Annotated in this window: 16 protein-coding genes; 9 read left to right on the forward strand and 7 right to left on the reverse strand. The window is 36.3% G+C overall.

Annotated elements, in window-relative coordinates; all coding sequences use genetic code 11:
* The first annotated feature begins 182 nt into the window (after positions 1-182).
* Positions 183-1,100, forward strand: a complete 918-nt coding sequence (coaA, locus tag FRX54_RS02200; RefSeq protein ID WP_146460543.1) for a type I pantothenate kinase — start codon at positions 183-185, stop codon at positions 1,098-1,100.
* An 85-nt stretch (positions 1,101-1,185) separates the two neighbouring features.
* Positions 1,186-1,437 carry a 30S ribosomal protein S20 gene (gene rpsT / locus FRX54_RS02205; protein ID WP_146460545.1) on the forward strand — a complete coding sequence of 84 codons (252 nt, stop codon included), beginning with the start codon at positions 1,186-1,188 and terminating at the stop codon, positions 1,435-1,437.
* A gap of 101 nt (positions 1,438-1,538) precedes the next feature.
* Here the strand turns inward: rpsT and FRX54_RS02210 are convergent, their stop codons facing one another.
* Positions 1,539-1,892, reverse strand: coding sequence for a DUF1304 domain-containing protein (locus FRX54_RS02210; protein WP_146460547.1), 354 nt, complete (start codon positions 1,890-1,892; stop codon positions 1,539-1,541).
* A gap of 130 nt (positions 1,893-2,022) precedes the next feature.
* Here FRX54_RS02210 and FRX54_RS02215 point away from each other — a divergent pair, with 130 nt between their 5' ends.
* Complete coding sequence (locus FRX54_RS02215; protein WP_146460549.1) at positions 2,023-2,574, forward strand: TetR/AcrR family transcriptional regulator; 552 nt, start codon at positions 2,023-2,025, stop codon at positions 2,572-2,574.
* Here FRX54_RS02215 and FRX54_RS02220 read toward each other — a convergent pair.
* From FRX54_RS02220 to FRX54_RS02240, 5 genes are read right to left on the reverse strand one after another with little or no spacing between them, the layout of a single operon-like run.
* On the reverse strand, positions 2,559-3,314 hold the full coding sequence (locus FRX54_RS02220) for an SDR family oxidoreductase (protein ID WP_146460551.1): 756 nt from the start codon (positions 3,312-3,314) through the stop codon (positions 2,559-2,561). The two genes, FRX54_RS02215 and FRX54_RS02220, sit on opposite strands and share 16 nt — an antisense overlap.
* A gap of 51 nt (positions 3,315-3,365) precedes the next feature.
* Entirely contained in the window at positions 3,366-4,355 is a 990-nt protein-coding gene (gene pta, locus FRX54_RS02225; RefSeq protein WP_146460553.1) for a phosphate acetyltransferase, read from the reverse strand.
* 3 nt (positions 4,356-4,358) lie between these two features.
* The gene (locus FRX54_RS02230; protein ID WP_146460555.1) at positions 4,359-5,255 is read right to left on the reverse strand and encodes an RluA family pseudouridine synthase; all 897 of its coding nucleotides are present in this window, start codon (positions 5,253-5,255) and stop codon (positions 4,359-4,361) included.
* Positions 5,245-6,087: an NAD kinase gene (locus FRX54_RS02235; RefSeq protein ID WP_146460557.1), complete on the reverse strand. Its 843-nt coding sequence runs from the start codon at positions 6,085-6,087 to the stop codon at positions 5,245-5,247. The genes FRX54_RS02230 and FRX54_RS02235 overlap by 11 nt, the downstream gene beginning before the upstream one ends.
* The gene (locus tag FRX54_RS02240; RefSeq protein WP_146460560.1) at positions 6,062-6,736 is read right to left on the reverse strand and encodes a GTP pyrophosphokinase family protein; all 675 of its coding nucleotides are present in this window, start codon (positions 6,734-6,736) and stop codon (positions 6,062-6,064) included. The genes FRX54_RS02235 and FRX54_RS02240 overlap by 26 nt, the downstream gene beginning before the upstream one ends.
* A gap of 202 nt (positions 6,737-6,938) precedes the next feature.
* Between FRX54_RS02240 and FRX54_RS02245 the strand changes: the two genes are divergently transcribed.
* From FRX54_RS02245 to FRX54_RS02270, 6 genes are all read left to right on the forward strand, one after another.
* Entirely contained in the window at positions 6,939-7,508 is a 570-nt protein-coding gene (locus FRX54_RS02245) for a CYTH domain-containing protein (RefSeq protein WP_146460564.1), read from the forward strand.
* 76 nt (positions 7,509-7,584) lie between these two features.
* Positions 7,585-8,565, forward strand: coding sequence for a ribose-phosphate diphosphokinase (locus tag FRX54_RS02250; RefSeq protein WP_146460566.1), 981 nt, complete (start codon positions 7,585-7,587; stop codon positions 8,563-8,565).
* 4 nt (positions 8,566-8,569) lie between these two features.
* Positions 8,570-9,688 carry a cysteine desulfurase family protein gene (locus tag FRX54_RS02255; RefSeq protein WP_146460570.1) on the forward strand — a complete coding sequence of 373 codons (1,119 nt, stop codon included), beginning with the start codon at positions 8,570-8,572 and terminating at the stop codon, positions 9,686-9,688.
* A gap of 1 nt (position 9,689) precedes the next feature.
* The gene (locus tag FRX54_RS02260) at positions 9,690-10,037 is read left to right on the forward strand and encodes a DUF1831 domain-containing protein (protein ID WP_146460572.1); all 348 of its coding nucleotides are present in this window, start codon (positions 9,690-9,692) and stop codon (positions 10,035-10,037) included.
* A 115-nt stretch (positions 10,038-10,152) separates the two neighbouring features.
* A complete protein-coding gene (locus tag FRX54_RS02265) occupies positions 10,153-10,803 on the forward strand; it encodes a redox-sensing transcriptional repressor Rex (RefSeq protein ID WP_146460775.1) in 651 nt (216 codons plus the stop codon).
* Positions 10,790-11,500, forward strand: coding sequence for a gamma-glutamyl-gamma-aminobutyrate hydrolase family protein (locus FRX54_RS02270; RefSeq protein ID WP_146460575.1), 711 nt, complete (start codon positions 10,790-10,792; stop codon positions 11,498-11,500). Before FRX54_RS02265 ends, FRX54_RS02270 begins: the two co-directional genes overlap by 14 nt.
* On the opposite strand, the gene radC is transcribed toward FRX54_RS02270, so the two are convergent.
* The gene (radC, locus tag FRX54_RS02275; protein ID WP_146460578.1) at positions 11,487-12,176 is read right to left on the reverse strand and encodes a DNA repair protein RadC; all 690 of its coding nucleotides are present in this window, start codon (positions 12,174-12,176) and stop codon (positions 11,487-11,489) included. The two genes, FRX54_RS02270 and radC, sit on opposite strands and share 14 nt — an antisense overlap.
* Positions 12,177-12,207 lie beyond the last annotated feature (31 nt).

The following is a 12,207-nucleotide window of genomic DNA, read 5'->3' on the forward strand; positions in this document are numbered from 1 at the left end:
ATCTTAACATAATCTTAAGATTTTGACAAGCTTTAAATCATTTTTTCGTTAGTTTAATGACGCTTACAAAGAGATAACATTCGGCAATCAAGCGTTTTCTTTTTATTTATGCTATAATATTAGTGTTTGTAAGCCTAGACAAACCAAATATACGATTTTTATTTAAGGAATTCTCTTACACTATGGATTTAAGTAATTTTTTTACAATTTCACGTCAGAGTTGGCGACAATTACTATCCCCTACTGACCATATTCCCCTAACAACTGATGAATTAGAACGTATCAAAAGTCTTAATGATAAAATTAGTATTGCAGATGTTAAAGATATCTACCTTCCTTTGGTGAGTTTAATTCAAATTTATAAGAAAAATTTTGATGATCTTCATTTTTCGAAAAATATTTTTTTACAACAGCATACTCCCAATAAACCTTTTATCATCGGTATTTCTGGTAGTGTTGCCGTTGGCAAATCAACAACGAGTCGTCTATTAACCCTTCTATTAAAACGAACCTTTCCCAAAAGTACAGTCACCATGGTAACTACTGATGGTTTTCTCTATCCGAACGCTATTTTAAAAAAGAAACATTTACTCCAGCGTAAAGGATTCCCTGAATCCTATGATATGAAGCGTTTAATTCATTTCCTTAATGAGATAAAAAATAACCAAAAAACAACAATCCCTATTTATTCACATGATATTTATGATATTATCCCCAATCATCAAGAAGAAATTGATGTGCCTGATATTTTAATCATCGAAGGTATCAATGTTTTACAAACTCAAGAAAATCAAAATCTATACATTAGTGATTATTTTGATTTTTCAATTTATATCGACGCTGATCGTCAAGCTATTGAACGTTGGTACTTAGAACGTTTTGAAACATTATTAGATCTAGCAGTAACCAAACCAACTAACTATTATTATCAATTTACACAGATGCCTCGTCAAGAAGCCTTAGCTTTTTCAAAAAATGTTTGGCAATCGATCAATCTCATCAATCTTAAAGAATTTATCGAACCAACCAAACAACGTGCTGAACTGATTTTATACAAATCAAATAATCATGAAATTGAACAAATTTTTCTCAAAAAATAATATTCTCAGTGATAATTTTATAGAAAATGATAATTTCTGCTTGTCAAGTACATTATTTTCAGCTATAATAAGATGGTTAGTATAAATGGAGGTGAAAACATTGGCAAATATCAAATCAGCTATCAAACGTGCTGAACTTAACGTAAAACAAAACGCTAAAAACTCAGCACAAAAATCAGCTATGCGTACTGCAATCAAAGCATTCGAAGCTAACCCAACTGAAGAACTTTACCGTACTGCAAGTTCAGTTATTGATAAAGCTGAGTCAAAAGGCTTGATTCATAAAAACAAAGCAAGTCGTGACAAAGCACGTCTTGCTACAAAATTAGCAAACTAAAAAACAGTCCATAGGACTGTTTTTTTATATTCAAATGAATCACTTGACCATTTTAAGAAACAAAAAAGCCTATTCATACATAGGCTTTTAATGGTTAAAAATTAAGCAAAAATAGCCAAAATAAGCGCTAAAATCGCTGGGCCACCTTGAGTTAAAATAATTTTAGGACTGCTAGTCAAAGCACCGTAGCTAGCAACCAAAATAATGTAAATTAAAATAGCTGGAACAAAACTAATGTTAAACAATAAACCATATAGTAGGCCAACACCTAATAAGCCGTTATAGATACCTTGGTTTTTGAATAGGGTATTGAGTGATTTTTGTTTCAATTCCTCCTGTGACATGCCAAAAACTTTAGCAGTTTTGGCAGAACTGGTTATCACGGTTTCTAAATACATGATGTAAAAACATTCTAAGGCTACTAAGACAACAAAAAAATTAGCTATAATTGACATAAAAAATACTCCTTTTAGGTTAAATAGTTGATGTGCTATAATAGAATAACAAGCATCTATGAATTAAACAAGAACAAAGCAATTAGTTTTAGACAAAAAAACAAAAACTGTCTAATTAAAGGAGCATAAAATGATTAATTCAGTACAACGGAGTCAGAAAAAAATCGAAAATGCACTAAGTTTGCTATTGATGACTCAAACCTTAACAAAAATTACCAGCAGCCAAATCGCTAAAGAAGCCCAAATCAGTCGGGCTAGTTTTTATAATTACTATAAAGATAAATATGACATTATCGATTGCTGTCAACAACGTGTTTTTCAAAAACTAGAACTTGTTTTTGCTCAATTTACTACTAATCGACATCAAAATATTTGCCAAATTTTTGACATTCTAAATCAAGAAACCTTATTTTCTACTCTGTTACTACCAAATGGAAGTAAAGAAATTCATGATTTCTTGCGCTATAAATTTCAGGAACTTGTACAGGAAGATCTAGAAATACAAGGCTCTAAATTTTTAGATAGATTTGAAACACATGAAAATCATTATTGTATCGTCTATCTTTCGAGTGCTTATTTCACTGTCTGTCAAACATGGATTTCACAAGGAAAAAAAGAAAGCCCTAGCCAAATGGCAGACTTTCTCCTTAAAATGATTAAACCTTATCACTTATCTTCTTGAATATGAACTGGTAAGGCTCCGAAACTTTGTGAGGTTGGCATCATTTCCAGACGATTGATATTGATGTGCTGAGGTTGTTGAATCAACCAAATAATCGTTTTAGCAATATCTTCGGGTTGAATGCTATTTGTTCCTTCGTATAATTTTTCAGTTCGTTCCTTATCTCCCTTAAAACGAACAAAAGAAAATTCTGTGCCACCACAAAGACCTGGCTCCAAATTGGTCACTCGAACGCCTGTTCCAGCTAAATCTGCACGTAGATTAAGACTAAATTGTTTAACAAATGCCTTAGTTGCACCGTAAACATTACCACCAGGATAAGGATAAGTACCCGCAATTGAACCAATATTGATAATTTGACCGCGTTTAAGGACAAGTTTAGGTAAGAGTTGATTAGTGATGAATGACAAGCCTAAAACATTCGTCATAATCATGGTTTCCCAATCATTGAAATCTGCCTCTTGTGCTTTATCCAATCCTAATGCCAAGCCTGCATTATTGATCAAGACATCTATCATTGACCAATTTTCAGGTAATTGAGCCAATGCCTTACCAACTTCTGCTTTATTAGTAAGATCTAATGATAAGGGGTAAAAAGATTCACCTAATTCTTTTTTTAGATCTTCTAACTTTTCTTGTCGTCGAGCGGCTCCGATAACGCGATAACCTGATTGAACCAATTCTTGACAAATGGCTCGTCCAAAACCAGCCGATGCCCCTGTTACTAAAATTGTTTTCATTTTTTCTCCTTATTGAAAAAACTGGATAAATTCATCCAGTTTTTTGTTAGCTTAATTATCTAAAGCCTGTGCTGCTGTGATGATACCTAATTTATAAATATCTTCGGAATTTGATCCACGAGATAAGTCATTAACTGGTTTATTCAAACCTTGTAAAATTGGACCAATCGCCTCAAATGAACCTAGACGCTCAGCAATCTTGTAACCGATGTTCCCTGACTGAAGATCTGGGAAGATAAAGGTATTTGCCTGTCCTGCCACTTGACTATCTGGTGCCTTAATTTTAGCAGTGGCTGCTACATAAGCTGCATCAAACTGTAATTCCCCATCTAATTTTAGGTTAGGTGCCATTTCTTTAGCCAAACGTGTTGCTTCAACTACCTTATCAACATTAGGTGATTTCCCTGACCCCATCGTTGAAAAACTTAACATCGCCACATAAGGATCAATAGCAAAAATTTTAGCTGTTTCCGCTGTATTAACTGCAATTTCCGCCAATTCTTGCGCATTTGGTTCAATGTTAATCGCACAATCACCAAAAACCAAACGTTCATTCGTGCTATCACGATTCATGATGAAAATTCCTGATGTTCTTGAAACCCCTGGTTTTGTCTTGATGATTTGTAAGGCTGGTCGTACAGTATCTGCAGTCGAATGAATCGCACCACTTACCATACCAGCTGCCAAGCCCATTTGAACCAACATCACACCAAAATAATTAACATCTTTCAATAATCGGTCAGCTTGTTCTGACTCGACCTTCCCCTTACGCAAGTCAAGAAACATTTCTTTCATCACTGCTAATTGATCATAGTTTTCTGGATCAATGATTGTGACGTTTGACTGCTCATAACCAGCCTCAGCCAATAATTTTTCAACGTCACTTGTATTTCCCAAAACAATCGGTTCTAACAAACCTTCAGCTTTTAAGCGTCCAGCTGCCGTAACCACTCGCAAATCATTACCTTCTGGAAAAACAATCTTAATGTTTTTGCCGACAATTTTTTCTTTTAATGTTTCAAATAATGATGCCATAATCACTCTTTATCCTTTCATTTTCCATTTTATCATAAAATTTTCCATATCATCTGTCAAGTCACTCGTGTGTATTTGTTTTTCCTTGGTAAAAGGATTGACAAAACTTAGTTGATGACAATGTAAAGCTTGTCTAGTTAGTCCCAAATCCATACGTCCACCATAAAGATCATCTCCTAGTAGCGGGAAACCAATATGTGCGAAATGTACCCTAATTTGATGGGTGCGTCCTGTATGCAGTTTAATATCTACCAACTTGACCTCACCAAAATCTTCAACAACCTGATAACTAGTATGAGCATACTTGCCATCTGGATGCACACAACGTGTGATAATGCTATCTTCTGGTCTAGCTATTGGAACAATAATATCACCTTGACTGGCCAATTCTCCTGAGCCTGAAATTAAGGCATAATAACGTTTCTTAATTGTTTTAGCTTGTAATTGTTTATCCAAACGAGCATGAGCATAACCATGTTTAGCAAATAACATAAGACCACTGGTATCCTTATCCAATCGTGTGACAATGTGAACCTGACGATTAGGATAATCATTAGCTACATAATAATATTTAACGAAATTAGCCATTGTATTAGAATGAAGTACACTTGGAATACTGGCTACACCATGGGGCTTATTGAGAAGTAAAAAATGTTCATCTTCATAAACAATCGCCAAATCACGCGCCACAGCTTGTAAACTACCCGCTAAATCTTCTTCATTTGGAACCTCAATAGTTACCTTATCTCCAACAGCTAAAACATAGGTGGCATTTTGTTCCACATCATTAACCCAAATATTGCCCCCCTTAAACTTAACTTTAGCTAAAAGAGCCTTTGAAACATCATGCTCCTTCAGTAAACTCTTAACTTGACAGGGACGATGGGCAGTAAAATCAAACTTCATCTTCTAACTCTCCGATAAAGGCATCTCGAACACGCTCCCAGAAACTGATGTGACTGTCGGAACCAACAAAATGAATTTTTTTCTGATCTAACTCAAACTCAATCTTAACAACATCCCTATGCTTATAAGTTTTGTTATCTACAGCGATAACATACGTTCCTAAACGTTTGGGAATAATTTCTATTTTTTCTCCTTTAGGAACGATTAAAGGACTGCCTAAGGTACGAAATACACGATTATTTAAGCTGGCAATTTCTGTTAATTGTAATGCCTCGATAGTAGGGTGTAAAACAGCTCCTCCAAGTGACTTATTATAAGCTGTACTACCAGTTGGGGTTGAAACCGATAAGCCATCTCCACGAAAGCTCTCAAATTTTATTTGATTGACCAAAACATCGGCAACCATGGTCTTTTCCATACGCTTGATGGTCGCTTCATTTAAGGCACGTGAGGTCAACACACGACCATCTGATAACGTCGTTTTTACGCGTAAAATGGGATAAGAGATTTTTTCACCTCGATCTGAACGCAAATCATCTAGCAGTTTATTAACTTCAAAATCCCGATAGTCGGTATAGAATCCCAAATGCCCTGTGTGAATACCAACAAAACGAATAGTATCCAAAGAACGCTCGTACATGTGAAAGGCAGACAACAACATCCCGTCCCCACCAATAGAGATAACCACATCTGGATGACGCTTGGTCAAATAAAAATCTTGATCGTCGCGTAAAATATTAAATAATTTATGAGCTATCCCTCGGCTCTGATAATTGCCATTTGAAATAATAGCTACTTTAATAACCTTATCGGTAAAATTCATCTGTGTCATCACTATTTCCTACACCATCATTGACGCGTTTATGAATGGGATCAAATAAAAGCTGTGCTTCTTTAATCTCATCTCTAATCTTACGCATTTCTTCATCCAATTTTAACGAAATATCTGCCGTTCTTTTCAGACGTTTTTGCAAATCACTGGGAATATCCCCACCATACTTGTAATTGAGCGAATGTTCAATGGTTGCCCAAAAATTCATGGCTAAGGTTCTAATTTGAATTTCAGCCAAAACAGTCTTAGGACCAACAATTGTATCAACAGGATACTCAACAATCACATGATAAGAACGATAACCACTTTCCTTTTTGTGAGTGATATAATCACGCTCAATCACAATCTTCATATCACCGCGTTGTCGAAGCAAGGTCAAAACCTCGTCAATATCGTCCACAAACTGAACCATGATTCTCAAACCTGCAATGTCTTCAATCTCTTCACAAATTCGCTCCATGGGTACATTGCGTCTTACCATTTTTTCCTGAATGCTCTCGACTGATTTGACACGACCTGTGACAAATTCGATGGGAGAATGGCGATTTTGTTTACGGAATTGCTTGCGAATGCCTCTTAATTTAATCTTTAACTCTCCAACCGTCTGAATATAGGGGTCTAAAAAGGCTTCCCAATTTTTAATTTCCATTAAGTAGATACCTCCTTTTAACATCAGAACGTCTTGTCAGCCAACAAACTACTTTTACCATTATACCACACTTTCTGTCTAAGTTTTTTCTCTATCGTCTTGTTTTGGAAATCAAATCAATAATTCTCTAGTAAAAACATGATATTTTCTTAACTTTAAGATAAAATATGAGTAGATTAACAGCTCAAAAGAAAGGAAACCCATGAAACATCTCGAAATTGAATATAAGACCCTCTTAACCAAAGATGAGTTCAAACGGCTTGAATTGCTATTTAGCCATGTGCCTCAAATCACCCAGACCAATTATTATTTTGATACAGCTGATTTTCAACTCAAAAAACATCGACTATCACTTAGAATTAGAACCTTTAGTCAGTCTGCTGAATTAACACTTAAAATTCCCCAAGACGTTGGGAATTTAGAATTTAATGCTGAATTAAGCTTAGAAAAAGCTAAAGAACTCATTCGTACAGGGCATTTTCCAATCAATACAGTCACTCAACCTATTTTGGATGCGGGGATTGATTTAAGTAAACTTAATCTACTCGGTAACCTAACCACCATTCGCCGTGAAAGTCAGATTGACATTGGGTTGATTGCCTTAGACAGCAATCGCTATGCCCAAATCAAAGACTATGAATTAGAGTTAGAAGTTAACGATGCTAGTAAAGGCGAAGCTGATTTCCAAGCTTTTTTAGATAAATATAACATCAACTACAAATTCGCAAAAAGTAAACTCGCTCGTTTTGCAAGCACACTCCCTAAAAATTAAAATAGTTACTTACTGAAATCTTTTGCTATTTTTGATAAAATAAAATGAAGTTTTTTATAAAAGGAGCCTTTTATTGATGTCTGATCACAATCATTTTACAAAAACCGTCAAACTTTTCTCACTTTCTTCTAACACGGAAGTTGCTGAAAAAATTGCCACTGCTGCCGGTATTCCCTTAAGCAAGGTCTCTTCACGTCAATTTGCCGATGGTGAAATCATGGTCAACATTGAAGAAAGCGTCCGAGGATCTGACATATACATTATCCAGTCAACAAGTTTTCCTGTTAACGATAACTTGTGGGAATTACTGATTATGATTGATGCCTGCCTAAGAGCGAGTGCCAATACTATCAACGTTGTTATTCCTTATTTTGGGTATGCTCGTCAAGACCGTATTGCTTCTTCTCGCGAACCAATTACTGCTAAGCTTGTGGCTAATATGCTTGTTAAAGCTGGTGTTGATCGTGTCCTTACTCTTGATCTACATACAGTCCAAGTCCAAGGTTTCTTTGATATCCCAGTTGATAATCTAGTCACAACACCTCTTTTTGCCAAACGTTACATCAACCAAAACTTTTCTGAAGATGAGATTGTCGTGGTCAGTCCAAAAAATTCTGGCACTAAAAGAGCTCGTAGTTTAGCTGAATATCTCAACGCACCTATTGCCATTATCGATTATGCCAAAAATGATGACAATCGTGAAGAAGGCTACATCATTGGAGATGTTGCAGGCAAACAAGCCATTTTGATTGATGATATCTTAAACACTGGAAAAACCTTGGCTGAAGCCGCTAAAATTGTTGAACGTGGTGGAGCTACTGAAATTTATGCAGCCGTTAGTCATGCTCATCTAACGAAAAATACTGCCGAAGTCCTAAATGCTGCTCCAATTAAAGAAATTATCGCGACTGATTCCATCAAGAGTCTTTATCCAAAACCTGACCAATTGGTTTACATTTCAGCAAGCCAGTTGATTGGAGAAGCTATTATTCGTATCCAAGAGCGACAACCACTTAGCCCACTCTTTTCATATCGTGCTGACGAAAAGGACGCATAGGCTCATGGTTTATTTTGATAACGCAGCAACCAGTCCCTTAACTCCCGCAGTTATTGAAGAGATGACCCAGGTCATGACCCAAATTTTTGGAAATCCATCTAGCCTACACCAAGACGGACGTAAGGCCAATCAACTCCTTCGCCAGTGCCGTCAAGAACTAGCTCAAGCTCTGGAAGTTAAAGATAATCAACTGATTTTTACATCTGGTGGAACAGAAAGCAACAACCTTGCCATCAAAGGCTATGCTCTAGCCAATCAAGATAAGGGCAAGCACTTGATAACAACTAGTGTTGAACATCATTCGGTCTTACATACCATGAGTTACTTAGAAGAATGTGGGTTTGACGTCACGTACTTAGAACCCATCAATCAAACCATTACTGCTCAACAGATCAAAGAAGCTTTACAATCAGATACTATTTTGGTTAGTATCATGTATGCCAATAATGAAACTGGCGACCTTTATCCCATAAAAGAAATCGGAGAACTCTTGACTGAACATCAAGCAGTCTTTCATGTCGATGCCGTTCAAGTTATGGGAAAGTTGTCACTTCAACCTAATCCTCTCCATATTGACCTACTATCAGCATCAGCTCACAAGTTTCACGGCCCAAAAGGTACTGGCTTTCTCTACCACAATACCCTCAAACTAACTCCACTTCTACATGGTGGACAACAAGAATATAACAAACGTGCCAGTACAGAAAATCTCATTGGCATTGCCGGTATGACTACTGCCTTTATTGATAGTTTAGCAAGAGAAAAAGAAAGCTGGGAACATGTCACTGAATTGAAAGCTAGTTTTCTGAGTCAGTTGGAGCAACTGGGAATCAACTACTACTTAAATCAAAATCCCAACAGTCTGCCACATGTTCTTAGCCTAGGTTTTCCAGACACCAACAATGCCCTATTGCTAACGCAACTAGACTTGGCAGGTTTTTCACTCTCGGCAGGTTCAGCTTGTACGGCAGGCAATATTGAACCTAGTCATGTTATAACTAGCTACTATAGCAAGACCTCCCCACGTCTAAACGAAGTCATCAGAATTAGTTTCTCTGAATACAATACCTCTGCTGAAGTTCTCGCTTTGGCTCAAACCTTAAAGAAAGTGATAAAAAATTAGTATGGCATTTAAACAAGAAATTCATCTGGCTGATTGTCAATATAAGTATGCAATCAGCTCTAAGATTAAAAAATATACCCTGCGTGACACAACTTTCTCAGAAAATAAAATGGGACATTATGAACTGACTCGATTGTTAGAAGAAGTCCCCAATTCCAATCAAGGTTTCCCACTAAAAATCATCGTCAATAAAGAATTAACAGGTTTCAAATTGACTATTACAGATCAATCTGGTCTTCGTTCTGTTAATATTTTCAAGTCAGAACAACATAAAATTTTTCAAGATAAGTTCTACTTTCTCATGAATAGCTTGGTAGAACGTGGGATTTTTGATAAATTCACAGTCTAAAAGAGCGTTTCGGCGCTTTTTATTAAACTCAAAGCTATTTTATTGAAAAATTCACAAACTTTCATTAAAATAGAATCTAAACTAAATTACATTTCAAAGAAAGCGTATGACATTTATGACTATTGATAAAAGCATCCCAAATGCTACTGCTCGTCGTTTATCTCTTTACTATCGTATCTTCAAACGACTTAATGCAGAAAATATTGAAAAAGTTAACTCTCGTCAAATTGCTGACGCTATTGGTATTGATTCGGCAACCGTTCGTCGTGATTTTTCTTATTTTGGTGAGTTGGGACGACGTGGCTTTGGCTATGATGTCAAAAAATTGATGAATTTCTTTGCTGACATTCTCAATGATCACTCCATCACAAATGTTGTCTTAATTGGTGTCGGAAACCTTGGGCGCGCATTGCTTCACTACCGTTTTCACGAACGTAATAAAATGCAAATTGTTGCGGCTTTCGACACGGCTGAACATGAATTGATTGGACAAACGACACCTGACAATATTCCTATTTATGATATTGCTGACATCAAAGAAAAACTTGAACATTTAGCCAGTCATACAGCTATTCTTACCGTGCCTAGTGTTAAGGCTCAAGAAGTGGCTGATCTTTTAGTCGCTTCTGGAATCAAAGGCATTTTGAGTTTTTCACCAATCAACCTTAACCTCCCTAAAGATGTCTTTGTTCAATATGTTGATTTAACAAGCGAATTACAGACTCTTCTCTATTTTATGAATCAAGACGACAATGACAATAAATAACAAACAACCTATTATTGGTATTACTGGTAATCAACGGACTACCTTGGATCAAATGACCCCTGACGGCGTCAATATTTCTTATACGGCAACTGGATTTGTTGAGGGGGTGAAAAGAGTTGGTGGCCTCCCTCTTATTCTACCCATTGGTAAACCAGAACAGGCTACCCACTATATCAGCCTTATTGATAAACTTATCTTAACTGGTGGCCAAAATGTTCTACCAGAATTTTATGGTGAAACCATTCAAACTGACGATTGTGACTTTCTAAGAGAACGTGATGCATTTGAATTAGCCTTAATCAAAGAGGCCTTAGCTCAGAAAAAACCGATTTTTTCGGTTTGTAGAGGAACGCAACTGATGAACGTTGCTCTCGGTGGTAACTTAAACCAAGCTATTGAAAATCACTGGCAAGATCACCCTTCTGACTATCTCTCTCAAGAAATGCAGGTAGATTCTGATAGTATTTTAGCAGATATTTATGGAAAAACAGCTAGTATCAATTCTTTTCACCATCAAAGTATTAAAGAATTAGCACCAAATCTAAAAGTCATTGCTCGTGATCCTAAGGATGGTACCATTGAAGCAGTTCTTGCAACTGATTGTGCTTTTTTAGGTGTTCAATGGCATCCAGAATTGCTTCACAAGAGTCGTCAAGAAGATTTAGCTCTTTTTGACTATGTTGTTAACCACCTGTAAGCACGCGTTCCTTTTCACGAAAGCTATAGTAACGACGTTGGCCAACGATAATGTGATCGAGTAAAATAATCCCCAAATCTTGACAGGAACGATGAAGTTTTTCTGTAAAACTAATATCACTCTCACTTGGTTGTGGAGCACCTGACGGATGATTATGAACGATAATAAGGGAGGTCGCCATTGTTCGACAAGCATAGTGAAGAATTTCTCTTGATTCTGCAATCGAGCGTCTCACTCCCCCTATAAAAACCACTTTTTGCTGAATCACACGATTTTGTGTATCTAAATAGAGTGCCACTAGGTGCTCTTGTTTTTTATCACCAAATTCCAACATCATTTTTTTAGCAATACGTTCACTGCTTAAAATCTGATGTTCTTTTAAATATTCTGCTTGAGTAATACGTTTTCCCAACTCAATCATTGCCTTCAATTCAATCGCCTTAACTTGCCCAATTCCTGACACTTGCTGCAATTCTTGAATAGATAATTCTTTGAATTCAGCTAAATTATTAAGATTATTGATTATTTTTGTAGCTATCTCAATAACCGATGATTGTTTTGTACCTGTACGTAATAAAATAGCCAATAGTTCTTGATTACTTAGTTGAGCTGCTCCGTCGTTTAATAGACGCTCACGGGGCAAAAGAACATCTTTTCTCAACTTAATCTCATACATCACTCATCTACCTCCTATCTTATTATTCGTA

The organism is Streptococcus sp. sy004 (assembly GCF_007859205.1).
Lineage (GTDB): Bacteria > Bacillota > Bacilli > Lactobacillales > Streptococcaceae > Streptococcus.

Excerpts from the sequence above, each read along its gene's own strand:
- coaA (WP_146460543.1), top strand. The coding sequence starts at position 183 with ATGGATTTAAGTAATTTTTTTACAATTTCACGTCAGAGTTGGCGACAA.
- rpsT (WP_146460545.1), top strand. The coding sequence starts at position 1,186 with ATGGAGGTGAAAACATTGGCAAATATCAAATCAGCTATCAAACGTGCT.
- FRX54_RS02210 (WP_146460547.1), bottom strand. The coding sequence starts at position 1,892 with ATGTCAATTATAGCTAATTTTTTTGTTGTCTTAGTAGCCTTAGAATGT.
- FRX54_RS02215 (WP_146460549.1), top strand. The coding sequence starts at position 2,023 with ATGATTAATTCAGTACAACGGAGTCAGAAAAAAATCGAAAATGCACTA.
- FRX54_RS02220 (WP_146460551.1), bottom strand. The coding sequence starts at position 3,314 with ATGAAAACAATTTTAGTAACAGGGGCATCGGCTGGTTTTGGACGAGCC.
- FRX54_RS02230 (WP_146460555.1), bottom strand. The coding sequence starts at position 5,255 with ATGAAGTTTGATTTTACTGCCCATCGTCCCTGTCAAGTTAAGAGTTTA.
- FRX54_RS02235 (WP_146460557.1), bottom strand. The coding sequence starts at position 6,087 with ATGACACAGATGAATTTTACCGATAAGGTTATTAAAGTAGCTATTATT.
- FRX54_RS02240 (WP_146460560.1), bottom strand. The coding sequence starts at position 6,736 with ATGGAAATTAAAAATTGGGAAGCCTTTTTAGACCCCTATATTCAGACG.
- FRX54_RS02245 (WP_146460564.1), top strand. The coding sequence starts at position 6,939 with ATGAAACATCTCGAAATTGAATATAAGACCCTCTTAACCAAAGATGAG.
- FRX54_RS02250 (WP_146460566.1), top strand. The coding sequence starts at position 7,585 with ATGTCTGATCACAATCATTTTACAAAAACCGTCAAACTTTTCTCACTT.
- FRX54_RS02255 (WP_146460570.1), top strand. The coding sequence starts at position 8,570 with ATGGTTTATTTTGATAACGCAGCAACCAGTCCCTTAACTCCCGCAGTT.
- FRX54_RS02260 (WP_146460572.1), top strand. The coding sequence starts at position 9,690 with ATGGCATTTAAACAAGAAATTCATCTGGCTGATTGTCAATATAAGTAT.
- FRX54_RS02265 (WP_146460775.1), top strand. The coding sequence starts at position 10,153 with ATGACTATTGATAAAAGCATCCCAAATGCTACTGCTCGTCGTTTATCT.
- FRX54_RS02270 (WP_146460575.1), top strand. The coding sequence starts at position 10,790 with ATGACAATAAATAACAAACAACCTATTATTGGTATTACTGGTAATCAA.
- radC (WP_146460578.1), bottom strand. The coding sequence starts at position 12,176 with ATGTATGAGATTAAGTTGAGAAAAGATGTTCTTTTGCCCCGTGAGCGT.